Source organism: Shewanella electrica, from assembly GCF_022321485.1.
Classification (GTDB): domain Bacteria; phylum Pseudomonadota; class Gammaproteobacteria; order Enterobacterales; family Shewanellaceae; genus Shewanella; species Shewanella electrica.
On record NZ_JAKOGG010000005.1, the window covers coordinates 251,397 to 275,587 of the forward strand.

The 24,191-nt window shown below is 50.6% G+C and carries 18 protein-coding genes; 4 read left to right on the plus strand and 14 right to left on the minus strand.

Going from position 1 to position 24,191, the window contains the following annotated elements; translation table 11 throughout:
- Positions 1–19 precede the first annotated feature (19 nt).
- From L9G74_RS10075 to nagZ, 3 genes are all read right to left on the minus strand, one after another.
- Positions 20–292, minus strand: a complete 273-nt coding sequence (locus L9G74_RS10075; RefSeq protein ID WP_238896179.1) for an acylphosphatase — start codon at positions 290–292, stop codon at positions 20–22.
- A 77-nt stretch (positions 293–369) separates the two neighbouring features.
- Positions 370–909 (minus strand): alpha/beta hydrolase YcfP, encoded by a 540-nt coding sequence (gene ycfP, locus L9G74_RS10080; RefSeq protein ID WP_238896180.1) that lies wholly within the window; start codon positions 907–909, stop codon positions 370–372.
- An 83-nt stretch (positions 910–992) separates the two neighbouring features.
- Positions 993–2,000: a beta-N-acetylhexosaminidase gene (nagZ, locus tag L9G74_RS10085; RefSeq protein WP_238896181.1), complete on the minus strand. Its 1,008-nt coding sequence runs from the start codon at positions 1,998–2,000 to the stop codon at positions 993–995.
- Positions 2,001–2,283: 283 nt separating this feature from the next.
- Here nagZ and L9G74_RS10090 point away from each other — a divergent pair, with 283 nt between their 5' ends.
- Positions 2,284–3,660, plus strand: coding sequence for an L-serine ammonia-lyase (locus tag L9G74_RS10090; RefSeq protein ID WP_238896287.1), 1,377 nt, complete (start codon positions 2,284–2,286; stop codon positions 3,658–3,660).
- A 50-nt stretch (positions 3,661–3,710) separates the two neighbouring features.
- On the opposite strand, the gene cysB is transcribed toward L9G74_RS10090, so the two are convergent.
- On the minus strand, positions 3,711–4,685 hold the full coding sequence (gene cysB, locus L9G74_RS10095; protein WP_238896182.1) for an HTH-type transcriptional regulator CysB: 975 nt from the start codon (positions 4,683–4,685) through the stop codon (positions 3,711–3,713).
- A gap of 221 nt (positions 4,686–4,906) precedes the next feature.
- Here cysB and L9G74_RS10100 point away from each other — a divergent pair, with 221 nt between their 5' ends.
- Positions 4,907–5,683 carry a hypothetical protein gene (locus L9G74_RS10100; protein WP_238896183.1) on the plus strand — a complete coding sequence of 259 codons (777 nt, stop codon included), beginning with the start codon at positions 4,907–4,909 and terminating at the stop codon, positions 5,681–5,683.
- A gap of 216 nt (positions 5,684–5,899) precedes the next feature.
- On the opposite strand, the gene topA is transcribed toward L9G74_RS10100, so the two are convergent.
- Positions 5,900–8,536 (minus strand): type I DNA topoisomerase, encoded by a 2,637-nt coding sequence (gene topA, locus L9G74_RS10105; RefSeq protein ID WP_238896184.1) that lies wholly within the window; start codon positions 8,534–8,536, stop codon positions 5,900–5,902.
- A 312-nt stretch (positions 8,537–8,848) separates the two neighbouring features.
- Here topA and astB point away from each other — a divergent pair, with 312 nt between their 5' ends.
- Positions 8,849–10,183 carry an N-succinylarginine dihydrolase gene (gene astB / locus L9G74_RS10110; RefSeq protein ID WP_238896185.1) on the plus strand — a complete coding sequence of 445 codons (1,335 nt, stop codon included), beginning with the start codon at positions 8,849–8,851 and terminating at the stop codon, positions 10,181–10,183.
- Positions 10,184–10,239: 56 nt separating this feature from the next.
- Here the strand turns inward: astB and L9G74_RS10115 are convergent, their stop codons facing one another.
- Entirely contained in the window at positions 10,240–12,678 is a 2,439-nt protein-coding gene (locus L9G74_RS10115) for an Ig-like domain-containing protein (protein WP_238896186.1), read from the minus strand.
- Positions 12,679–12,889: 211 nt separating this feature from the next.
- Here L9G74_RS10115 and L9G74_RS10120 point away from each other — a divergent pair, with 211 nt between their 5' ends.
- Positions 12,890–14,206 carry a dicarboxylate/amino acid:cation symporter gene (locus L9G74_RS10120; RefSeq protein WP_238896187.1) on the plus strand — a complete coding sequence of 439 codons (1,317 nt, stop codon included), beginning with the start codon at positions 12,890–12,892 and terminating at the stop codon, positions 14,204–14,206.
- Positions 14,207–14,258: 52 nt separating this feature from the next.
- On the opposite strand, the gene L9G74_RS10125 is transcribed toward L9G74_RS10120, so the two are convergent.
- The 8 genes from L9G74_RS10125 to dnaX all read right to left on the minus strand — a co-directional run bounded on the left by L9G74_RS10125 (position 14,259) and on the right by dnaX (position 24,139).
- Complete coding sequence (locus L9G74_RS10125; RefSeq protein WP_238896188.1) at positions 14,259–15,563, minus strand: inosine/guanosine kinase; 1,305 nt, start codon at positions 15,561–15,563, stop codon at positions 14,259–14,261.
- Between the two features lie 124 nt (positions 15,564–15,687).
- On the minus strand, positions 15,688–16,683 hold the full coding sequence (hemH, locus tag L9G74_RS10130; RefSeq protein ID WP_238896189.1) for a ferrochelatase: 996 nt from the start codon (positions 16,681–16,683) through the stop codon (positions 15,688–15,690).
- Positions 16,684–16,785: 102 nt separating this feature from the next.
- Positions 16,786–17,430 carry an adenylate kinase gene (gene adk / locus L9G74_RS10135; RefSeq protein WP_238896190.1) on the minus strand — a complete coding sequence of 215 codons (645 nt, stop codon included), beginning with the start codon at positions 17,428–17,430 and terminating at the stop codon, positions 16,786–16,788.
- Between the two features lie 163 nt (positions 17,431–17,593).
- The gene (locus L9G74_RS10140; protein ID WP_238896191.1) at positions 17,594–18,436 is read right to left on the minus strand and encodes a tetratricopeptide repeat protein; all 843 of its coding nucleotides are present in this window, start codon (positions 18,434–18,436) and stop codon (positions 17,594–17,596) included.
- Positions 18,437–18,501: 65 nt separating this feature from the next.
- Entirely contained in the window at positions 18,502–20,415 is a 1,914-nt protein-coding gene (gene htpG / locus L9G74_RS10145; protein WP_238896192.1) for a molecular chaperone HtpG, read from the minus strand.
- A 192-nt stretch (positions 20,416–20,607) separates the two neighbouring features.
- Positions 20,608–21,207, minus strand: coding sequence for a recombination mediator RecR (gene recR, locus L9G74_RS10150; protein ID WP_238896193.1), 600 nt, complete (start codon positions 21,205–21,207; stop codon positions 20,608–20,610).
- Positions 21,208–21,226: 19 nt separating this feature from the next.
- Positions 21,227–21,556, minus strand: a complete 330-nt coding sequence (locus tag L9G74_RS10155; protein WP_238896194.1) for a YbaB/EbfC family nucleoid-associated protein — start codon at positions 21,554–21,556, stop codon at positions 21,227–21,229.
- Positions 21,557–21,673: 117 nt separating this feature from the next.
- Positions 21,674–24,139 carry a DNA polymerase III subunit gamma/tau gene (dnaX, locus tag L9G74_RS10160; RefSeq protein ID WP_238896195.1) on the minus strand — a complete coding sequence of 822 codons (2,466 nt, stop codon included), beginning with the start codon at positions 24,137–24,139 and terminating at the stop codon, positions 21,674–21,676.
- Positions 24,140–24,191 lie beyond the last annotated feature (52 nt).

The following is a 24,191-nucleotide window of genomic DNA, read 5'->3' on the forward strand; positions in this document are numbered from 1 at the left end:
GAAGTCGTGACACGCGGCTTCAGCCTGTTACTGAGAAGTCGAGGTAGATTTCATCGCCGTCGTCTTCCTCCACCAGCACATCACGCACATCCGCATAAGGAGGGCCGACTTCGCATTCAGCAATCAGTTGATCGACTGCGGGATAAGCGCCCTGCACCAGCAACTCCACACTGCCATTATCCAAGTTACAAACGTAACCCGTTAGCCCCAACGCACGCGCCCGATGCATAGCATAGCGACGAAACCCCACACCTTGCACTTTTCCCGTTATCGTTAACAGCACACGTTTCATGGTTTGCCCCTTGCTCAATAACTAACGTTAAATCAAGCACTCTTGCTGCTAAAAAGCAATGTTCGTCGCAAAATACCTTACGCTTGTTTGAATTGTTTAATCGCCACCATGTGGCTAGAGAGTGAGGGGAACTTGTGCGGTTGCTGCCGATCGATGATCACTTGGTAATATTGCCCAAGTAATGCCTCACTGCGACTACTGTCGAGCAACTCATCTTCGGCAGACAATAAACACAACGCTCGTTGCCGATTCTTAGTTCGAAAGTCAGTCACGCATTTGTGGGCGATGTCAGCGTATTCTTCTGGGCGATCAATTTTATCGCCCATGTTCTCTTCTGGCCACAGGTTGGGGTTAACCAACACAGTACGAATACCCGCTAAAAAGCCGATGCGTTCCGCCCAAAAGCCACCCAGCCCCACGCCTAACAGCAACGGCTGCGGATCATCGGTCAGCCTGAGTTGTTTGTGCACCTCATTGAGCAGATGTTGCATATCGTACTTGGGATAGAGTGTGCTGTAGCTCACCAAGCGCACATCGTCGTCAATAAACTGCAATTGGCGAATTTTTTCATGATTGCCGGGGCTGGTTGCATCAAATCCATGTAGATAAAGAATCATCTGTGCTGTCCTTTTCTGGTTGCCGTCACCATCCAAGCTAACCAAGTTAACGGCTAATTAGCTTGTGCCAAATCAAGTTAACTTTATGCTGCGCTGATTTTCTGGGCAATTTCCATCGCCGCTTGCCAGCGAGTCTCATCCTGCAATGCTTGCATCACTTGCTTGCTATCGGGCTTCAACGCCGCAAATAACGCTGCATCCTTTTGGGGCCAAGTGAAATCATGCAACAAACTACGCGCGCCTTCAGGGTCGTTACAGACTAGCACCATATTACAACCGGCCGCTAATGCCGCTTGCGCACGGGCACGATAATCCCCCGCCACTGCCGCGCCTTTCATGCCCAAATCGTCGGAAAAAATCACCCCGTTAAAGGCCAAGTCTTGCCGTAGTACCTGCTGTAACCAATGTTGGCTGAAGCCCGCTGGCTGCGGATCGACCGCCGAGTAAATCACATGCGCCGGCATCACGCCTTGCAAACGGCCTTCGGCAATCAGTGTTTTAAATGGTGGCATATCGTTGGCTTCAATCTCGGCAAAGCTGCGTGGGTCAACCGCACTGGCAAGATGGGTGTCCACCGCGACACTGCCGTGGCCGGGGAAATGTTTGCCCACTGCGGCCATACCCGCTTGCTGCATACCATTGATAAAGGCACGGGCAAGTTCACTCACTTCCGCGGCTTTGGGTGAAAAACTGCGAGTGCCAATCACTTGGCTCACACCGTTAAGGTCGAGCACTGGCGCAAAACTTAAATCGATATCGCAGGCTAGCAGTTCAACCGCCATCAAAAAGCCTAACTCCTGCGCCCATGCTTTTGCCTCGGCCAGTGAACTCGCCGCCGGCAGAATATCGCCCATGGCAGGAATCGCGGTAAAACCTTCACGAAAGCGCTGCACTCGGCCACCTTCGTGGTCGACAGCGATAAGCAGGTCTGGTCGCACGGCTCTGATAGATTTAATCAGGCTTTGCAGCTGTGCCCGATGCTGATAATTACGGCTAAACAAAATCAAACCGCCCACGGCGGCATGTTGCAGCACCTGCGCTTCTTCTGGCTGAAGTTGCACACCTTCAATATCAAGCATCAGATAACTCATGCAGTTTCCTTATCAGATAAAAATTAGTGAGGCCATCAAGCGCAGCACAATCCCCACGATTGACTATAATGAATGCCCCGCCGACGCCTTGTTTTAGTCAGGCTAATGCGATGAGTTATTGATAAAAATAACTAATGCAAACTCGGGGCATTTTTGTGGGATACTGGCGCGCAAAGCACTTGGATATCGCCACATCCTAACGATATTTAACTGGCGGTAACAGCCCTTTAAAGGCTACCAAGCACCAGACGCATAATAATAAAGCTGAAATCAAGGTTGCATGATGATTAGCGTTTTCGACATGTTCAAAATTGGTATTGGTCCCTCCAGCTCCCACACGGTTGGACCAATGAAAGCGGGCAAATTCTTTATTGAGCGCTTAGCTGAGCAACAACTACTCACGGAAGTAGACGAGTTGCAAGCGGAGCTATTTGGCTCGCTAGGGCAAACAGGTAAAGGCCACGGCACCGGTAAAGCGGTAATCCTCGGCTTAATGGGCGCATCCCCTGAAACGGTAGATACCGATAGCATTGACGCCACGTTGGCTGAGGTGGAGCAACAGCAGCAGTTGTGCTTAGCCAATCAGCAGCGAGTCAAGTTCACTCGTGAACACGGCATCACTTTTCATCGCCGTAAAACGCTGCCTGCACACGCTAACGCCATGACCTTATATGCACTCAAAGCGGGTCAAGTTATCGCACAGCGGACTTACTACTCTGTCGGCGGCGGTTTTATTTTGGATGAAGAAGAGATCCTCGCCAAAAACGCCTCCCCCGCCACCCCGATGAAACGTGCGCCGTATGACTTTGATAGCGCGGCCGAACTGGTCAGTTTATGCAACGACAACGGGCTAAGCATTGCGGCACTGATGATGGCGAATGAAACCAGCCAACAACCCGAAGCCAAAGTACGCGAACAGTTGTGGCACATCTGGCAAACCATGAAGCAGTGCGTGGATAAAGGCTGCAAAAAAGAAGGTATTCTGCCCGGCGGCTTAAAACTGCGCCGTCGTGCCGCCGCGCTGCATCGCCGTTTAAAAGCTGAAAGTAAAAATAACGTCGATCCGCTCAACACCATGGATTGGGTGAATCTGTTTGCTATGGCAGTCAACGAGCAAAACGCTGCGGGTGAGCGCGTCGTCACGGCACCAACTAACGGCGCGGCGGGGATTATTCCGGCCGTGCTGTGTTACTACGACACCTTTGTAGAAAAAGTGGATGAAGACACGTGCTGTCGCTTCCTGCTTACTGCCGCAGCGATTGGTATTTTGTACAAGAAAAATGCCTCGATTTCTGGTGCAGAAGTTGGCTGCCAAGGTGAAGTGGGCGTGGCCTGCTCGATGGCAGCTGCGGCGTTAGCGGAAATTATGGGCGGCACAGTATCCCATGTAGAGAACGCCGCAGAGATCGGCATGGAGCACAACCTCGGCCTGACTTGCGACCCGGTTGGCGGCTTAGTACAAGTACCGTGTATTGAACGTAATGCCATGGGCGCAGTAAAAGCGATCAACGCCTCACGCCTCGCGCTACGTGGCGACGGTAACCATAAGGTATCGCTCGATAAAGTGATCAAAACCATGATGGATACCGGCAAAGACATGCGCAGCAAATATAAAGAAACCGCCAAAGGCGGGCTGGCGGTTAATATCGTCGAGTGTTAAACAGCAAAAAGCCTGCTTCGAGCAGGCTTTTTATTGCACCACTGTCCACCTTAGCGGATAGGCAGCTCAATGTTAGAAAACATCTCTTCAATCAACATCGAATCTTTAATCGCTTCGGCTTTTTCTACCACATCGCGGGTCAGATGTGGCGCAAAGCGTTCGATAAAGTCATACATGTAGCCACGCAGGAAGTTGCCCTTACGGAAACCAATTTTAGTGGTACTGTGAGCAAACAGATGGCTAGCATCAATTGCCACTAAATCGGTATCAACTTCAGGATTGATCGCCATAGAAGCGATAATGCCAACACCAAGGCCGAGGCGTACATAGGTTTTCAGCACATCGGCACTGGTGGCACTGAATACCACTCGTGGCTCAACGCCAGCGCGTTTAAAGCCCTTTTCAATCTCTGACGCTTTATCAAAGCCAAACACGTAAGTGACTAGCGGAAATTTAGCTAACTCTTCAATGCTGATCTGGCTACGTCCCGCCAGTGGATGATTTTTTTGCACCACCACCGAACGGTTCCAGTGATAACACGGCAACATGATCAAATCGCTGTAGAGGTGCATCGCTTCAGTCGCAATGGCAAAATCGGCATCACCTCGCGCGGCGACTTCACTGATCTGCGCCGGGCTGCCCTGATGCATATGCAGGTTCACTTTGGGATAGCGATGAATAAACTGCTGAATGATAGGCGGCAATGCATAACGCGCTTGGGTGTCGGTCGTGGCGATATTTAGGTCACCCTGATCTGGCTTGGTATACTCTTCCGCCACCTTTTTGATACTCTCTACTTTGCCGAGAATATCGTTGGCGATACGGATGACTTGCTGACCAGCAGGGGTAACATGGGTTAAATGCTTGCCGCTACGACCAAAAATCTGAATACCCAGCTCATCTTCGAGCATGCGGACCTGTTTACTGATCCCCGGCTGTGACGTATATAGGTTCTCAGCGGTAGTCGAAACGTTGAGGTTGTGGTTGACCACTTCGGCAATATATCGCAATTGCTGCAGTTTCATGTGTTAGTCCTTGATCGCTAAGTAACAAATTTTTAGCTGTCGATGGCGCGATACTATAATCATTGGTTATAGTGTATAGCAATCAATAAATCAATCTGGAATATAAATCACGCCAGATATTGGTATGCTTGCTTGTTCGCAAAAAAGCGGCGAAAAGATGTCTATTTCACCAATCCGATTTATTATATTATTAACAAAATTATAAAATTAGTAGGACGACTATGGCCTTTTGGTTGGTACTGTTGCTCATCGGTGCTTTGCTGCTAATGGTGATCGGCTTTAATGCTATGCAGCAGCAAAGAGAGCGAACTGAAGCGCTACGCCGTACAGAATTGACACGGCAGCGCGCCATTATCGAAGAAACCGAAGAAGTCCTTGCCAATACGGGCATGTTTCCCTGCTCTCCGAATGTCAGCATTGTGCTGTATCGCCGTATTCGTGAGGCGGCCAAACAGGCGCTGCAACTCGCAGCACCGCAACAACGCGGTGACTATGAGCGCCGTATTCTCGATCTCGATAGCATCATCAATAATCAAAAAGCGGTGGGTGGGCAAGCCCCTTCACTCGAGTCCTTCAAACTGCCTGATAATGATCGCCAAGTGCTGGTGTTGGTACAAACGCTGAAAAAACTCAGAGCGATCATTCGCGACGAACACAATAAAGGCAAAATAGACCCAACAGCATTCGCTAACGAAGAAAGCCGCATCAACAACCTGCAATTGCGCATCAACGTTGACAGCATGCTGTCACGCGCTCGTAGCAGCTGTTACATGAAACAATATGGCTCCGCCCGCCAAATGGTGACCAAGGCACTGAGTACGCTCAATGCGATTAAGGCGCAAACACCGAATGACCCGTTTATCTCCAAGAAAGTCGAAGAAGCAAAGGCGTTACTGGATGAGATTAACGGCGCGGTGAAAAGCAACGCGCCAAGCGCACCCAAACCTAAAGAAGAAAACGATATCGACGTTATCTTCCAGCCAAAGAAGAAGTGGTAATCAGCCACCGACTCTTTCAAACCAAAGGTCAGCGCTTGCTGACCTTTTTAGTCTGTGTGAACGACATAAGGTGAGCATTGCGCAGCATCCAGCAGAAGCGGCGCAATGCTCGCTCTTAAACGCCCTCTCTGGCAACCTCTGGCTACCCTAGCTACCGATAAAACAAAAGCCCCGATATTGGGGCTTTTGCTGTAAACGTTGGTTGATACGCTGTAATTACGCTTTCGCTTTCTTCTTAGCGCTACCAGCTTGCTGCCATTTACCGTCTTGGTAATGGGCCGACCAACCACTGGCTTTGCCATTGACTTCACTAGCAACATACTGCTCTTTAGTCTTACGGCTAAATTTTACCAACGTTGGATTACCGTCATCGTCTTGCTCTGGCGCATCGGCCAGATATTGGTATTTAGACCATAACTGATCGCGGTATTGCTTCAGCTCAGATACCAACGGCGCACGCGTTTCCCGTGAACGTGGGAAGGTACTAGCCGCCAAGAAGATACCGGCAGCGCCGTCACGCAACACGAAGTAAGCGTCTGACTTGGTACACTTCAACTCTGGCAGATGAATCGGGTCCTCTTTCGGAGGTGCCGCTTCACCGTTTTTCAGCAGTTTACGTGTGTTCTTACATTCAATGTTGGTACAACCGAAATATTTACCAAAGCGGCCGTTCTTCAGCTCCATGTCACTACCACAGCGATCACACTCAATCACTGGGCCGTCGTAGCCTTTGATTTTGAACTGCCCGACTTCGACTTCGTAACCATCACAAGCGGGGTTGTTACCACACACATGCAGTTTGCGTGTTTCATCGAGCAGATAGCTGTCCATCGCGGTGCCGCATTTCGCACAGCGGTGTTTCGCGCGCAGCGCTTCCGTTTCGGCATCTTCGCCATCGGCAATGGCTTCTTCGCCTGGCACCAAGTTCATGGTGGTTTTGCAGCGCTCTTTTGGCGGCAGTGCATAACCTGAACAGCCGAGGAACACCCCAGTCGTGCCAGTGCGAATCCCCATTGGGCGGCCGCACGTTGGGCAAGCAATGTCGGTCAGCACCATCTGGTTAGGACGCATACCGCCCTCTTCTGGTGCCTGCTCAGCCTTTTCCAACTGTTGGGTGAAGTCTTGGTAGAAGTTATTCAGCACTTGCTTCCACTGCAACTCACCGTGGGCCACGTCATCGAGGGTTTGCTCCATGCCGGCAGTAAAATCGTAGCTCATCAGTTCACTGAAGTTTTCCAACAAACGTTCACTGACAATCTCACCCATTTTTTCGGCGAAGAAACGGCGGTTTTCCACGCGCACGTAACCACGGTCTTGAATGGTAGAGATAATCGCCGCATAAGTTGATGGGCGACCAATGCCACGTTTTTCCAACTCTTTGACCAATGACGCTTCGCTATAACGCGCTGGCGGTTTGGTAAAGTGTTGCTTCGGCAGCAGTTCATTCAGATTGAGCACATCACCTTCCGCTACAAACGGCAGGGTGACATCCTCTTCATTCTTTTTCTTCAGTGCCGGTTGTACACGGGTCCAACCATCAAATTTCAGCACACGGCCGTTCGCACGCAGTTCATAATCACCGGCGGTCACGGTTAAGCGTGTTGCATCATATTGTGCTGGTGTCATCTGACATGACACAAATTGACGCCAAATCAGCTCGTATAAACGTTGCGCATCGCGTTCCATATCTGACAGCGACGCTGACGAAACTTGCACGTTTGAAGGACGAATCGCTTCATGCGCTTCTTGGGCATTTTCTTTATTGCCGTAACGCAGTGGCTCAGCTGGCAGATACGCGGCACCAAATTCGCTGCCGATCATCTCACGCACACTGTCGAGCGCTTCTTGGCTCAAGTTGGTGGAGTCGGTACGCATATAAGTGATGTGGCCCGCTTCATAGAGGCGCTGTGCCAACATCATGGTTTTCTTCACGCCAAAGCCCAAACGGGTACTGGCCGCTTGTTGCAGCGTGGAGGTAATAAATGGTGCGCTTGGCTTGCTTTGGGTGGCCTTAGTTTCTTTGGCGGTGACGATATACTTTTGCTGCTGCAGCTCGGCAACGGCCGCCATGGCTTGTTGCTCGTTCTTCGGCTCAAAGGCATCGCCCGCATGACGGACCACTTCCATCTGCAATGCCGCTTCTGACGCTTGCAGTGCTGCGTGTACGTCCCAGAACTCTTCTGGCACAAACGCTTTAATTTCCGCTTCGCGTTCTACCACCAAACGTACCGCCACGGACTGCACTCGACCAGCAGACAAACCGCGAGCAACTTTCTTCCACAACAGTGGCGAGACCATAAAGCCCACCACGCGGTCAAGGAAACGCCGCGCTTGCTGCGCGTTGACCATGTTGTTGTTCAGGTCGCCTGGACGACTAAACGCGTCTTGGATAGCGGTTTTGGTGATCTCGTTGAACACCACGCGCTTAAAGCGAGTTTCGTCACCACCAATCACTTGCTGTAAGTGCCACGCGATGGCTTCCCCTTCGCGGTCCAAATCCGTTGCGAGATAGATTTGGTCGGCTGACTCCGCTAAAGACTGTAACTCTTTAACCACCTTTTCTTTGCCTGGCAAAATTTGGTAGTTAGCCTTCCAGTCATGCTCAGGGTCAATGCCCATACGAGACACCAAGCCTTGGCGCTCTTTTTGCTTTTTGTAGGCTGCTTTTTCTTCAGGCGACATCTTGCGCACTTCGGCTGCGGAAACGCTTTTGCCGTTAGACTCGGCAGAGGAAGAGGTTGGCAGATCACGGATGTGACCAACGCTCGATTTAACAATAAATTCTTTACCAAGATACTTGTTGATAGTCTTGGCTTTGGCCGGCGATTCGACAATAACTAGCGATTTTCCCATTATTCAGTGCGCCAAAATTCTCGGAAAGGTAAAATTTGCCACCATATATAGAGGGTTGTTGACTCACTTTCAAGTCAATCCCTCTTTTATGTGGCCTAGGGACTCAATTTTTAAACACAGAAAAATATTAATAAAAATAATTTTGCAGCTAAAAAAATTAATATTTCATAATTTGGCTTTGCGCAAGTCATAGTTATGCACTTAAGTGTGTTTACTATATTCACGCCTACTAATTGAGGGGTTGTCGCCCTCGTTTTCTTCCCTATACTGGATTGCAAAATTTGCGCAGTTATCCACATCTTAGGAGACGGGATGAAACATTTCGAAGCCAACTTCGATGGCCTAGTCGGGCCCACCCACAATTATGCGGGCCTCTCATTTGGCAATGTGGCGTCAAGCCAAAATGCATCCATGCCATCCAACCCGAAGGCCGCCGCCCTCCAAGGCTTAGCTAAAGCTAAAGCACTGGCTGATTTAGGTTTAGTACAAGGTGTTATCGCTCCGCAAGAGCGGCCAGACATTTATACGCTACGCCAAATGGGATTTAGCGGTACTGACATGCAAGTACTAAACAAAGTCGCTAAAACTGCGCCACAGTGGCTCTATGCCTGTGCGAGTGCATCAAGCATGTGGACCGCCAACGCCGCTACAGTGTCACCCAGCGCCGATACTGCTGACGGGAAAGTCCATTTCACCCCGGCTAACCTTATCGACAAGTTTCATCGCAGTATCGAATCAGACACCACCGGCAAAATCCTCAAAGCGATGTTTGCTGATACCCGTTACTTTAAACATCATCACGCGCTACCGCTGCACACGCATTTAGGCGATGAAGGCGCCGCCAACCATACCCGCTTATGTCAGCAATATGGTGCAGCGGGAGTTGAGTTATTTGTTTACGGCCAATCGGTATTCGACCAAGAAAAACCGAAACCACAGAAATATCCAGCACGGCAAACCCTAGAAGCCTCGCAAGCCATCGCACGCTTACATGGCTTAGATGATGACAGCTGCGTATTCCTGCAACAAAACCCGTTAGTGATAGACCAAGGCGTGTTTCACAACGATGTGATTGCCGTAGGCAACCAAAATGTGCTGTTTTACCACCAGCAGGCGTTTTTTAACGGCGCGGAAAAACTGGCCGAGTTACAACAAAAGCTGGGCGGGGAACTGCACTTGATTGAAGTGCCGACCGCGCAAGTATCCGTTAAAGATGCGGTACAAACCTATCTGTTTAATACCCAGATTGTCACGCTGCCTTCTGGCGAAATGGCGATTATCGCGCCTACCGATTGTGAGGAAAATCCCGCCGTTAAGCAGTATTTGGATGAATTGCTTACGCTGGGGACACCGATCAAACAAGTGCGCTATTTTGATGTTAAGCAAAGTATGCAAAATGGCGGTGGCCCGGCCTGCCTGCGGTTACGGGTAGCGCTTAACGACCAAGAGCTGGCGGCGGTTAACCCACAAGTGCTGCTGACCGATGAGAAATATAAAAAACTGACCAAGTGGGTGGAACGGCACTATCGCGACCGCCTCACCCCAGCAGATTTAGCCGACCCAGAACTGTTAAAAGAAACCCGCACAGCGTTAGATGAACTGACGCAACTCCTTAAACTTGGCAGTATCTATCCATTCCAGCGTTGATAGATTGGCATGAAATAGCAAAAGCCCGCGATAACACGGGCTTTTTCATGGTGTGATTAGTAAATATTCACTGCAATATTGACCACTTCGGTGACTAAGCCATTAGGTGAGGTTACCGTCACTGAGAACGTGCCCGAATCGGGCTGATCGGCACCACCAATCGTCACACTGAACTGACGCCCACCGTTATAGTTGGAACTTGGCCAAGTATAACTAGGTGCACTATCGATAGAGCCCGCAGAAGTAGCAAAACTTACCACTGAACCCGCGGGCATCTGCTGATTATGTACGTCAGAGATAGTGAATTGCACCGTCGCCGTGCCGTTGCCATTAATATCTATACTGCCGCCTAAGTTATCGCCATCTCGGTCAATAATGCGAATATCACTTGGATTAGTCGCATAGGCCTCACTGCTCGCCATTACCATCACCAAGCTGCCGCGAACATACACGGATTTAGATTGATTCACCCCATCAGCACAGCCAGCATGACTGGGGATCGCACACAGCACGCCGTTGTATACGCCGTCAGCAGTATCGAAGACACCATTACTGTTGAAGTCGATGAGCACTTCGTTGTCACCGCCAGATTGGCCACCCGCCTGTTGCGGATTAAATATGCCATCTTCGTTGTAATCTCTGAATGCATCAGCCAAATCATACGGCTGACCAGCCACATCGGTGGCCGCAAACGCGGTACGCTCAGACTCATCAAAGCGACCATTGCCATTCAAATCGGGGAACGATTCTTCGCCAATCGCATACGCGGTGATGGTTGCCCGACCGCCAAAGGATTGACCATAGAAGTTGCCACCATTCACCAACTCAGCCCGTGGGTTACGATAAGTGCCATCATTATTTAATAATGACTGTCCGGCTGGGCGGACGTTCTGGCTGGTCCACGTCACGCTACAAGCACCATTTACCGTGACGCACGATGCGCCAATTGCCCCACCCTCAGTAACAAATGAAACTGCAGTGCCATTTCGTACGGGGTTGTTGAAGGCATCTGCCAGCCGCGCGGTAACAACCACTTGGGTGCCGTCAACATTCCACCCTTCCGCATTGACGATTACCGCAGATAAGGAGAATGAATCTTGGTCGGGTATGCCAGTAGAGATGACTAATTGGCTTGATTGGCTAGCGATCAGTGGCACAGAGCCATCCACCGAAGCCGTTACACGGATGGAGGTTGCGACCGTACCCGAGTTGACCACGGTTTGCGCCACACCTTGATCGTCAGTGGTCGCCGTTGTCGGTGCAACAGACAAGCCACCGACGGAAGTATTCAAACTGAATGAGACATTTCGGCCAGCCACAGCATTACCATTGGTATCCAGCACTTGGAACCGCACCACCGAGGTTTCTTGCACTCCGGTACCTAAAATATCGATCTGTGTTGGTGACGCATCAAGAAACACAATACTCCCAGCCGCGGCGGCAAGTACCTCGATGCTGCCTGTCGCCGATAACGTACGACCACCGACATTGGCTGTCACCGAGATCGGATCTGAACCGACACAACCTTGTGCTAAATAGGTGCTACTGGCTACGCCATTGACTGCCGTAACTGGCGAACTCATGCGAGCCTGTGGCGAAGTTTGCGCGGCGCAGCGTGAAGAGAATCTAACTTCGACAGGCTCGGTAAATAGATTGCCATCAGCATCTTGCAACTGCACCGACACCGTTGCTGTACCACCGGCAGATATCGTGGCGGCACTGACTGATGCTTGCTCCGCCGTAAACGGCGTGCCACTTCCCATCAAAATATCGGTCGCTCCCACAACAAAAACGCGTTCGGCAGACTCGCCTGTCGCAATGGTCGCGGTTGCCGTACCGGCACCGGGGTTGCTGCCAGCATAGATAGTCACTGACGCAGCACCATTCGCATCCGTCACGGCAGTTTTAACTGGCAAGTCACCAATATCCGCAGCAAAGGTGACGATGACGGCACGGGAAATACCGGAGACATGCGCAGTCAAGGTGCCCGGCGACGTTGAGTCAATCGTTGAGACCTCATCGCCATTGGCATCAGTCAGCGTGAGTGTCATCTGCGCACCACCGCCAGTTGCCGGGCCACCATCCCCCACCATAGTGAAACCGACAGAAGCCGACTCACCGCTATTGATGGCGGCGGTCACTTGTCCAGCGCCAGCGATATTGGACGTTGCCAGCGACACGGTGGCAACGCCGTTTGCATCGGTGAGTGCGGTGCCGATAGCGGGAACAAAGGTGCCTAAATCGGCATTGTTCAGTTCGAAAGTGACCAGCGCACCAGAAATTGTGCCAGAAATACTATTGCGCACCGTTGCGGTTAAGGTTGCTGGCGTCGCTGCGGAGATAGTGCTGTTAGAAATGGTTAACGTGACTGAAGTGGTACCACTGGGATTTGAGCCATTGCCATTATCAGTCCCCTGATCGAGATTACCGCCACCACCGCAGGCTGACAGCAACAAACACAAAAACGCCCCGAATAAACGCATTGCTGACTGCATTGTCAGCCTCCTTGTTGTCGTAAATCAATCAGAAAATGGTTCTGCTAAAGCTTAGGACACAGCCAAGGATTTCACATAAAAATTACATGATTAACATCTTTATTTTTATGCATTAACGTCAAAAACTCACTCGGCTAACAGTTCCCTCAAATGGGCTTTCTTGCTAGGCTTAGGGAATTTTGCAGAAAATATAAAAATAATAGGAAATATAATGCCGACAAACACTCGGAAGCTCGGGCTGACAGGTAAAATTCTTATCGCCATGTGTTTAGGAATTATCTTTGGCTTCATCGTGAGATATTTTGCCCCCGAGAGCCAATTTGTGAATGATTACGTTACTGACGGCGTACTTAACGTTGTCGGCACCATTTTCGTTAACTGTTTGAAAATGCTTGTTGTGCCGCTGGTGTTTGTGTCACTGGTCTGCGGCACCTGTTCACTCAGTGATCCCTCCAAGCTCGGCAAGTTGGGTGGCAAAACACTAGCGTTCTATCTATTTACTACCGCGATTGCCCTTACCATTGCCATCAGCGCGGCGGTGTTATTCCAACCAGGCGATAGCGGTCAACTAACGACCAACCTCTCCTACGATGCCAAAGAAGCGCCCGGCCTTGCTGATGTGCTCATCGGCATGGTGCCAACTAATCCCATCAAGGCGATGACTGACGGCAATATGCTGCAAATCATTATTTTTGCGGTGATTTTTGGTTTTGCGGTTTCCCATATTGGTGAACGTGGCCGCCGAGTGGCTTCCCTGTTTGAAGACCTCAACGAAGTGATTATGAAAGTGGTCACGCTGGTGATGAGCCTTGCTCCGTATGGGGTATTTGCGCTGATTGCCAAGCTCACCTTGACGCTCGGCATGGATAAACTCGAAGGCGTAGTCAAATATTTTGGATTGGTATTGGCGGTGCTGATTTTCCACGGCATGGTGGTCTATCCAGTGCTGTTGAAACTGTTTTCTGGCCTCAGCCCACTGATGTTCATCCGTAAAATGCGCGATGTGCAACTGTTCGCCTTTAGCACCGCCAGCTCCAACGCGACCTTGCCGGTAACAATGGAAACCGCCGAACACCGTATGGGCGTTAATAACCGCGTAGCGTCATTCACCTTGCCGCTAGGTGCCACCATCAACATGGACGGCACCGCGATTATGCAAGGCGTGGCAACCGTGTTTATTGCGCAGGTGTATAACGTGCCACTGGGAATTACTGACTACGTGAGTGTTGTTATCACCGCCACACTGGCGTCTATCGGCACCGCTGGTGTACCGGGCGTGGGACTGATTATGCTTGCCATGGTGCTAAAACAAGTCGGCTTGCCGGTTGAAGGGATTGCCATGATTATCGGTGTCGACCGTCTGCTAGATATGGTGCGTACGGCGGTCAACGTTACTGGCGATATGGTGGCGACGGTTATCGTGGGTAAATCAGAAAAAGACTTTAATATTGAGATCTTTAATGATTCTGAAGCCGGTAAAACTAAAGGCTTGGATGAACAGTTGAGCAACGCGACAAAGCAACTGTAATAACAACAATAAAGGCGTCCACTGGACGCCTTTATTTATGCAAACCACACGGTTATCTTTCCCAGTACGACTCTTCCAGACTGTCTTCACGCTCAGGCAAACCACGGGACAAACGTGGACTATTTTGCGCCAGCACTTCATACGCTACACGGTTGGCATACTTACAGATTTGTGAAAACGACGAGTAGCACAAACCGCCTTTAGAATGCTTGATAGAACCGGGAACGTTGGTTTTATGGAAGGTATTGGCCGCAAGATCATGCAGCAAGGCGGCTAACGCGCCATCACCTGCACCATTGGTATTGAGGATCTGCTCAGGGCCGCCCATATACGGTGAAATATGGGCATAAACTTTAATCGGCGCATCACAATCGCGGCGGCGTTTCGGACGCGAGAACTCGTAACGGTTAAACTCAGGGATTGCGCCCGGCAACAGCAGATGTGCGGTTTCCCGTTTTTCACTATCTTCAGCAAAACCCGCAGTATACAACCCTGTTGCGCCCGCAGTGGTCAACACCATATCACACCACTCCAGCGCCGCTTCACTGGCTAATAACGGATCTTCAAACCCAGTGAGCGCCAAGCCTTCCTCTTCATTCATGGCGAGTACCGTGACGTTGTCACAAATAAAATCGCGCCAGAATTGTGGATCTTGCTCAATCAGAAAACGCGTGCCTAGGGTCAGTACCACTGGCACATCGGCGGCTTTGGCATATTGAATCGCGGTCATGGCCGCTTCAGTGATGCCATCGCCTTCAGCAGCGCGCATCAGATAAGCAGAAATCACCAAAGCCGAACTGCCTTGCACCAACTCTTTACTGATATATTCGGCACCGAGTTGGTCCATGGCGCCTTTGCTAATGGCGAACGTGCGTTCACCATTTTCAGAGATCAGCGTGAAACAACGTCCCAGCGGCCCGGCAACCGGTTGCAGATGGTTCAAATCCACCTTTGATGAGGTGTCGCACAGATAGCGGTAAGCGTAGCTACCCACTTCGATTTGATGACTCATCACCCCAAATAACACCGAGCGGTCGTCGGCCAGAATCGAGTAGTTGTGCACCGTATTACCAATGGTGCCGCCAGCATATTGGCCGCAGATCATGTTACGTGAACGCAACTCCTCGTACAGCGCCTCAGCTAGGGTTTCCTCCAGCAGCGTAGAGTTGCCTTTAGGCAAGCGATAACGCGCCAATAGCTCATCTTCAACCTTGGCTTCAATATCCACCAAAGTTTGGTCAATACCACAAATCCACGTCCCCGTCGGTCTTGGCTGTTGGATCAGTTGTGCCAACAGCGGATCGCGGTTTTTTACAGGAAAATAGTGTTTGGACTTACGCTGTCCGGGGAATTTCATAGCTGCATCTCATCGGGGCACCGCGAATATCACCGCAACAAACCTTTCGTTGCTCAAGGCAATATTCGCGTCAAACTCAAAGGCGGCAGATTCTATCACACCTTGCACGCCTTGCCAGCGTTGGTTAATGCCAACCTTGAGCGTGCTGTAACGCTAGTTCAGCAAGGAACGCCATATGCTGTTCATCATCATTCAAACAAGGCACAAAACGATAGGATTCGCCACCAGCATGCAGGAAGGTTTCCTTACCGCCAATAGAGATCTCCTCCAACGTTTCCAAACAGTCGGCGGCAAACGCTGGGCTGATAATATCTACCGATTTCACCCCTTGCTGAGGCAAACGCTCGAGGGTTTCATCAGTATATGGCGTCAACCACGGCTCTTTACCAAAACGGGATTGGAAGCACACCATCCACTGCTCTGGCGTTAACTCGAGCGTTTGGGCCAACAGTTCAGCGGTTTTATAACAATGGTCGCGATAGGGATCGCCCTCATTGACATAGCGCTCAGGCACGCCATGGAACGACAACAGTAACTTTTGCGCTTGCCCATGTTGTTGCCAGTGTTGGCGTACACTGTGGGCTAAGGCATCGATATAGCCTTTTTTATCGTGATAATCACGCACAAACCGCAGTTCGGGAATATTTCGACGAGACTTCAGCAGCGCTGCTACCCCATCAACCACACTCGCCACGGTGGAGCAGGAATACTGTGGATACAGCGGCAGCACCAGCACATTTTTCACGCCTTTCGCTTCCAACGCTTTTAAGCCGGTGTCCAACGACGGTTCACCGTAGCTCATGCCCAGCTCCACTGGAATATCTAACCCAGTGCGGCTCAGCAGTTGATTTTGCAGCGCTTGCTGTTGCTTACGACTGATCACCATCAATGGCGAACCGTCTTTCCACCAAATTGATTGATACAATTTGGCAACCTTACCGGGGCGCACATTCAAAATAATACCGTTAAGAATGCACCACCACAGCAGCGGATTAACGTCCACCACACGAGGATCGCTCAAGAATTGTTTAAGAAACGCCCGTACCGCGGCTTTAGTTGGTGCGGCTGGCGTGCCAAGATTGACTAGCAAGACACCAAAAGGAGGTTGGTTAGTTTGCACGTGGGTAAATCCTGTATTTAATCAATGGCGCTAAGTTATCAAAGCGTTAGCCATAAAAAAAGCCTGCTGGCGCAGGCTTTTTCGATTATGAGAATCGTCTCATTATGCTAAGGCGTTAACGATGGCTTCGCTCACAGCGGCAACGGCTTGAGTACCGTCGAATTTGCTGTACTTAACTTCGTTACTCGCGGCCATTTTACCGTAGTATTCTACCAATGGCTCAGTTTGCTCATGATAGATGTTCAAGCGCTTACGCACAGTCGCTTCTTCATCATCAGGGCGGATGACCAGCTCGTCACCAGTCACATCATCTTTGCCTGCCACTTTTGGTGGATTAAATACTACGTGGTATACGCGACCAGAACCTGGATGTACGCGACGACCGCTCATACGTTTAACGATCTCTTCATCTGGCACATCAATTTCAATCACGTGATCAATCTTGATACCGTTCGCTACCATCGCATCCGCTTGTGGGATAGTGCGAGGGAAACCGTCCAGCAGAAATCCGTTAGCGCAATCGTCTTGGGCGATACGTTCTTTGACTAAGCCGATAATCAGATCATCAGATACCAGTTGACCAGCATCCATCACTTTTTTGGCTTCCAGACCCAGGGGAGTGCCTGCTTTCACTGCTGCACGCAGCATATCACCAGTAGAAATTTGCGGAATACCGTATTTTTCCATGATGAATTGAGCTTGAGTGCCTTTACCGGCACCTGGGGCACCCAGAAGGATAATGCGCATACAAGAGTCCTCTTTTCGCATTGGTTTACATAATCAGGGGCGGAATCTTCGCATATTAGGCCGAAATAGAGAAGCCTCTCAGCTTCGACTTTAGCCGACAAAGTCGATTATTGCGTAAAGTGCAAATGCCACTTATCTATTAACCGCGCCAGAGTAATGCTAATTAATACAATAAGCTGTATAACTTACGACGATATTGACTCGCTAACGGATTGCCCTGCCCTAACGCCGACAGAATGGTAAGCAACTGTTGCTTTAATGCACCGTTAGCCGCATTCAAATCTTGCTTTAATGGCGTAAATAGTAGCTCTAACGCTTCCTCATTACGCTGCGCTTGGTGTAGTGCAGAGGCCAGCTTAGCCAACACGTCTAAGTCTTCTGGGTGTTGCTCATAGGCTTGCTGCAGATTACGAATTTCCGGCGTATCTGCAGCTTGCTCCGCCAGTTTGACGCGCGACATGAGTGATTCATAATCACCGCGTTGATCTTCCAGTTTTACCGTGGCAAGTAAGGTTTTGGCAGCTTCCACATCGCCGAGTGCCAATGAGATATCGGCGTACGCCAAAGTGACGTCACCGTTGGGTTGTTCACTATGCGCTTGTTTAATCAGCGGTAATGCGGCGGCCGCGTTGCCCTCAGCCAGCAGAGCTTTGGCTTCGTTTAATGCCAGCTCCCACGCCGCGGGCAGATGTTTAGCCAACATTTCGCGAATTTTTGGCTCTTCTAACGCGCCAGCAAAACCATCAATCGGCTGGCCTTGGCTCAACAGCAACGTGGTTGGCAAGCTCTGAATGCGGAAATAAGACGCCAATTCCATCTGTGTTTCGCAGTTAACCGAGGCCAACTGCAGCAGCCCTTGATAGGAAGCGGCAATCTGTTCCATCTGTGCCAGCAGCGCTTTGGTTTCCGGCATCTGCTCGGCCCAAAACACCAGCGCCACTAACTTCTCTTGGGAGATATCCACCAGCTGTTGGATGTTATCTCGGTTCAATTCCATTGCAGTCATAAAAATCGGCACCTGTTGCTATGGCGAAAAACAAGAAAAGGGCCAAACGGCCCTTTTCGGCATGTTTACTTGAAGCTGTTAAGCAGCAACTTGTTCATCAGACTGACAAATTGCGATGGGTCTGACAAGCTGCCTTTTTCAGAAAGCAGCGCTTGTTGCAATAACAACTCGCTCCATTCTGCAAAGGCGGCCTCATCTTGCAAGTCGTTCAAACGTGCCACCAACGGATGGGTTGGGTTCACCTCAAAAATCGGCTTAACTTCTGGTACCGGTTGACCAGCTGCTTGCATCAATTTGATCATCTGTGATGACATTTCGCCTTCGCCCACCACCACACAAGCTGGAGTGTCGGTCAAACGCATGGTCACTTTCACTTCTTTAACTTTGTCACCCAGCGCGTTTTGTACGCGTTTAACTAAGTCTTCTGCTTCGCTAGCAATCTTTTCTTGCTCAGCTTTTTCAGCCGCATCTTCCAGATCGCCTAGCTCTAAGTCACCGCGAGTGACAGAATGCAGTTGTTTCTCTTTGTACTCGGTCAGGTGGCTAATCAACCACTCGTCGATACGGTCAGACAACAGCAGCACTTCAATGCCTTTTTTACGCAGCAGCTCCAAGTGTGGGCTGTGTGCCGCGGCAGCGTAACTGTCAGCCACAATGTAATAGATGTGCTTTTGGCCATCTTTCATGCGGCTGATGTAATCATCCAGTGATACGTTTTGTGCCGCTGAATCATTGTGCGTCGAGGCAAAGCGCAGCAAACCAGCAATACGTTCTTTGTTGGCAAAGTCTTCTGCTGGGCCTTCTTTCAGCACTTGACCGAACTCGCTCCAGAACTGTTGGTATTTATCGCTATCGTCTTTCGCCAGTTTTTCCAGCATACCCAGTACACGTTTGGTCAGACCGGCACGCATCGCTTGGGTGATTTTGTTATCTTGCAGAATTTCACGCGATACGTTCAGTGGCAGATCGTTGGAGTCGATCAAGCCTTTAACGAAACGCAGATACGATGGCATAAACTGCTCAGCGTCATCCATGATGAATACGCGTTGTACAAACAGCTTGAGGCCGTGTTTGTAATCGCGGTTCCACAAATCCCACGGCGCTTTGGCAGGAATATACAGCAAGCTGGTGTATTCGTTTTTACCTTCAACACGGTTGTGACTCCAGCTCAGTGGATCGCCATAATCGTGGGAGATATGACGATAGAACTCTTTATATTCATCGTCAGTGACTTCAGCTTTGTTACGGTTCCACAAAGCGGTCGCTTTGTTCATCACCTTCCACGCGCCTTCAGTGGCAGGGATTTTTTCACCGTCTTCGCCATCACGCTCTGGCTCGCCCTCTTCCCACATCTCTACGGGTACAGAGATATGATCTGAGTATTTGGTGATGATAGAGCGCAGTCGCCAATCGTCAGCAAACTCTTTTTCATCGTCACGCAGATGCAGCACGATTTCAGTACCGCGGTTTTCTTTAACGATGTCAGTCACGGTGAAGCTACCTTCACCTTCTGATTCCCATTGCACCGCTTTATCCGCCGCTTCACCCGCAGCGCGGGTGCGTACTGTCACTTTATCGGCCACAATAAAGGCAGAGTAGAAACCCACACCAAACTGACCAATCAGTTGTGAATCGCGAGCCGCGTCACCAGACAGATTTTTGAAGAATTCAGCAGTACCAGATTTGGCGATAGTCCCCAGATGTTCGATTACGCCTTCGCGAGTCATCCCCACGCCGTTATCTTCAATGGTGACGGTGCCTTTATCTTTGTCCGCACTAACGCGTACACGCAGCTCACCATCACCTTCATAGAGGGCATCGTTGGTCAGCGCTAAGTAACGCAGTTTATCTGCAGCATCAGCGGCGTTTGACACCAGCTCACGTAAGAAAATCTCCTTGTTGGAGTACAAAGAGTGGATCATCAAATGCAAAAGTTGTTTTACTTCAGTTTGAAAACCATGAGTTTCTTGTTGAGACATGAATTTCTTCCTTAGTTCATCCCGTTGGACAATCAAAAAAACAGTGTGAAACTTGATTGCAAAATAAGATGGGGGTCATTCGGCGCTTTTCAAGCGACAAAGGTGGCAGAATGCACAAAAAGCCAACAATCGGCCAACAAAAAGCCCCGCGAATGCGAGGCTCTTGAAATTAACAACATGATTTTTACGCAGTTACAGCGGAATACGGCCGTTAAACGACAACGCCAAGGTGGTGCTATCCACATATTCCAGCTCACCACCGACAGGGACACCGTGAGCGATACGACTGACTTTAACCTGATAACGGCGTGCAATATCGGCGATGTAATGTGCAGTGGCATCACCCTCAACCGTTGGATTGGTTGCCAAAATCAGCTCGGTAACTTCACCCGCTTGCAGATGTTGCTCAAGTAAGCTCAAGCCCAACTCTTCCGGGCCGACGCCGTCAAGTGGTGACAGATGCCCCAGCAGCACAAAGTAACGACCAGAGAAGTGACCACCCGCCTCAATCGCCAATACATCTGCAGGCGTTTCTACCACGCAGATAGTGTCTGATTGGCCGCGACGGGCGCTGGCGCAAATCGGACATAAACTTTCTTCAGTGAAGGTGCGGCAACTTTGACAATGGCCGACATCACTCATGGCTTTGGTCAGCGCATCAGCCAATTTAAAGCCAGCTTTACGCTCCCGCTCTAACAATTGAAACGCCATGCGTTGCGCTGATTTAGGGCCCACGCCCGGTAAACAACGCAACGACTGGATCAGCTCGTCAACTAACGGACTAAATTTCATGTTGGTAATCGCAACTCAATTAGAATGGCATTTTCATGCCTGGTGGCAATTGCATGCCGCCAGTGACTGCTGCCATTTTTTCTTTTTGCGTTTCTTCAACACGACGCGCTGCATCGTTACAAGCTGCTGCGATCAAATCTTCCAGCATCTCTTTATCATCTTCGAGCAGGCTTGGGTCGATTTCGACTTTACGAACGTTGTGACTGCCAGTCATGGTCACTTTTACCAGACCCGCACCAGACTCACCGGTGACTTCCATGCGGGCGATCTCTTCCTGCACTTTGGTCATACGCTCTTGCATTTGCTGGGCCTGTTTCATCAGGTTGCCCATACCGCCTTTTCCAAACATATTCAGCTCTCTTCGTTAACTTATAGGTGATAGCGAAAACTCGCCCATCTTACCCAAATATTCCCTGTTGGCAATTCTAAAGCCGCTAGCATTGGCTGAAATGCCAATTCGCATCACTTAACTGGCAATCTGCGCTGTTTTTTCCGCCAGCATTTCAGCCGGATAGCTCAAAGAGTCCTCATCCAACTGCGCGCCCATCTGCGCCATCAACCAGCGTACGTTTTGATCCCGTATCAACTCATCTTTGGCGTGAGCTAATAATTCACGATTGAAGCGACGGCGAATTTCGCGTGGCGTTTCACGCTGTTCATCTTGACCCACTTCAATCACCGCATGGCAGCTAACGCCGAGCACGTCGCTCATCGCGGCTTCCATTTGCGCCACCGCGGTTTTGGCCGCTAGGTGTTTTTGATCGGGTTTAAGCAGCAATTTCAGCTCTTCGCCCAATGCGTAACATACGGAGTTGGCCGCCAATTGCCGCACTCGGCCACCTATATCGACACTTGCCACCAGTTTGTACCAACGCAGGTCATCTTGGTGGCCGGTGGGTGCGGCTTGCAAAGCCGTTGGTAGCGCTTCCACCTCGGAAACCGCCGCTGGAGCTGGTTCAGCAACCGGAATGTTCGCTGCCGTGGCCGTGACTGTCGGTGCAACTGCCTGTTGCGCTGCATGCGCGGCGTCATTGGTCGCTACAGGCGCTATAACTGCAGTAGCCATTTCTGGCTCAGATGCACTTTCTGTCTCAGCAACTATGGTTGGCGCTGGTGCTGTCTTAGGCTCAGCAACTGCCGCAGTGTGGTTTGATGGTGGAGGAGACTGCGGCGGTGATGGCTCAGGAAGGGCTCCTCGGGGTTCCTGGGCCACTTTTTTTGGGCCAAGTCCGGGGGAACTCACCACCGAGTCATCATCGCTACTTAACTCTTCAATCTCTTTTAGTAAGCTATCTCGGCTGGCTAGCACCATATCCAGCACATCGTCGCCAAAGCTATCTTCTTTTATCGTTGGCGCGGCTGGCTGGCTTACCGTTGGTGGCGGGACGGCTTCAGCCTGCGCTGGCGCAGTTGGTGCACCAAACATATCGCCGGTTAAATCGTCATGGAACGGCGCTGGCGGCTCTACATCATCATCGGTGATATAACGTTTGGCTTCGCCGACTGGCGCAACGGGTTGGTCAGCTTGCGGTTGATAGCCCATGCTGTCCGCTTGTGACATGATCAAGCTCTGCTCAGCTTGCATCTGTGCCAGTTCATCGTCACTCGCTTGCTGATAATCGCCATCATAGCTGTCGCTATCATCGTCTTCGTCATCGGTGCTAACGGCAATCCCGGCACTCATTCTGGGCTCTGGTGCGGCGGGTTCACCCACAGGCGTTGCCGCTACAGGCTGACTTACTGGCGCAGCAACATGAGTTGGCGTGGTTGATGTGCTAGGAGCGGCTGGCGCAATAGCTGTCGATTGTCCTAATGGTGCCGCTTCACCACCTTGCCAACGTTGTGGCGTGGTGCTGGGCTCAAATGCTACGGCCCGCAACAGCGCCATTTCCAAACCAGATTTAGGATCGGGCGCAAACGGTAAGTCTTTACGGCCATGCAACAGCAGTTGGTAATAGAGCTGCACTTGCTCAGGAGCCAGACTTGCCGCAAAGTGATTAATCTGTTCGGCATACAGCGACAACTGCGCCGCCGCTGGGGCAAATTGTGCCAGCGTAATTTGGTGCAGCAGTTCTAACAAACTACGCAGCACTTCATCGGCATCCGCGCCAAACGCCAGCACTTTATCGGCCTGTGTCATCAACGCAGCGACATCACCATTTACCAGTGCCTCTAACAGTGAGATCACTTGGCGTTCATCCACTGATCCCAGCATCGTTTGCACTTGTGACAACATCACTTGACCAGCGCCAAAGGCTATCGCTTGATCGGTTAAGCTCAGCGCATCACGCATACTGCCGTTAGCCGCTTTAGCTAACAACTGCAATGCTGGCGCCTCGTTCGGCACTTGCTCTTGGGTGAGAATATGGCTGAGTTGCTGGCCAATCTCTTGCTGGCTCAAACTCTTTAAGTTGAACTGCAAACAACGCGACAACACAGTAATAGGGAGTTTTTGCGGATCGGTGGTCGCCAGCAGGAACTTCACATGCTCAGGCGGCTCTTCCAACGTTTTCAGCAACGCGTTAAAGCTGCTGCGCGATAGCATGTGTACTTCGTCAATCAGGTAGACTTTAAAACGGCCACGAGTGGGCCGATATTGCACGTTGTCCAATAGCTCGCGGGTGTCATCGACTTTAGTGCGCGATGCCGCATCCACTTCAATCAAGTCGACAAAACGGCCTTGAGCAATCTCTACACAGCTAGCGCATTTGCCACATGGGGTTGCGGTAATGCCTTGTTCACAGTTGAGGCCCTTAGCAAATAGCCGGGCAAGACTGGTTTTACCCACGCCGCGCGTGCCGGTAAAAAGATAAGCGTGATGCAGGCGCTGCTGACTGAGCGCATTGGTTAATGCATGCAGGACGTGAGATTGACCCACAACCTGTTCAAAACTGGCAGGTCGCCATTTTCTGGCTAATACCTGATATGACATGAAACTCCCCAAATAACATTGGCTTGATATTGCGGGAGCAAGCTCCGCGGAT

What these genes read in the sequence shown, in the direction of transcription:
- L9G74_RS10125 (WP_238896188.1), bottom strand. Translation starts at nt 15,563, where the DNA reads ATGAAATTCCCCGGACAGCGTAAGTCCAAACACTATTTTCCTGTAAAA.
- astB (WP_238896185.1), top strand. Translation starts at nt 8,849, where the DNA reads ATGAAACATTTCGAAGCCAACTTCGATGGCCTAGTCGGGCCCACCCAC.
- cysB (WP_238896182.1), bottom strand. Translation starts at nt 4,685, where the DNA reads ATGAAACTGCAGCAATTGCGATATATTGCCGAAGTGGTCAACCACAAC.
- L9G74_RS10115 (WP_238896186.1), bottom strand. Translation starts at nt 12,678, where the DNA reads ATGCAGTCAGCAATGCGTTTATTCGGGGCGTTTTTGTGTTTGTTGCTG.
- adk (WP_238896190.1), bottom strand. Translation starts at nt 17,430, where the DNA reads ATGCGCATTATCCTTCTGGGTGCCCCAGGTGCCGGTAAAGGCACTCAA.
- L9G74_RS10120 (WP_238896187.1), top strand. Translation starts at nt 12,890, where the DNA reads ATGCCGACAAACACTCGGAAGCTCGGGCTGACAGGTAAAATTCTTATC.
- L9G74_RS10155 (WP_238896194.1), bottom strand. Translation starts at nt 21,556, where the DNA reads ATGTTTGGAAAAGGCGGTATGGGCAACCTGATGAAACAGGCCCAGCAA.
- L9G74_RS10090 (WP_238896287.1), top strand. Translation starts at nt 2,284, where the DNA reads ATGATTAGCGTTTTCGACATGTTCAAAATTGGTATTGGTCCCTCCAGC.
- nagZ (WP_238896181.1), bottom strand. Translation starts at nt 2,000, where the DNA reads ATGAGTTATCTGATGCTTGATATTGAAGGTGTGCAACTTCAGCCAGAA.
- htpG (WP_238896192.1), bottom strand. Translation starts at nt 20,415, where the DNA reads ATGTCTCAACAAGAAACTCATGGTTTTCAAACTGAAGTAAAACAACTT.
- dnaX (WP_238896195.1), bottom strand. Translation starts at nt 24,139, where the DNA reads ATGTCATATCAGGTATTAGCCAGAAAATGGCGACCTGCCAGTTTTGAA.
- L9G74_RS10100 (WP_238896183.1), top strand. Translation starts at nt 4,907, where the DNA reads ATGGCCTTTTGGTTGGTACTGTTGCTCATCGGTGCTTTGCTGCTAATG.
- L9G74_RS10140 (WP_238896191.1), bottom strand. Translation starts at nt 18,436, where the DNA reads ATGACTGCAATGGAATTGAACCGAGATAACATCCAACAGCTGGTGGAT.
- recR (WP_238896193.1), bottom strand. Translation starts at nt 21,207, where the DNA reads ATGAAATTTAGTCCGTTAGTTGACGAGCTGATCCAGTCGTTGCGTTGT.
- ycfP (WP_238896180.1), bottom strand. Translation starts at nt 909, where the DNA reads ATGATTCTTTATCTACATGGATTTGATGCAACCAGCCCCGGCAATCAT.
- topA (WP_238896184.1), bottom strand. Translation starts at nt 8,536, where the DNA reads ATGGGAAAATCGCTAGTTATTGTCGAATCGCCGGCCAAAGCCAAGACT.
- L9G74_RS10075 (WP_238896179.1), bottom strand. Translation starts at nt 292, where the DNA reads ATGAAACGTGTGCTGTTAACGATAACGGGAAAAGTGCAAGGTGTGGGG.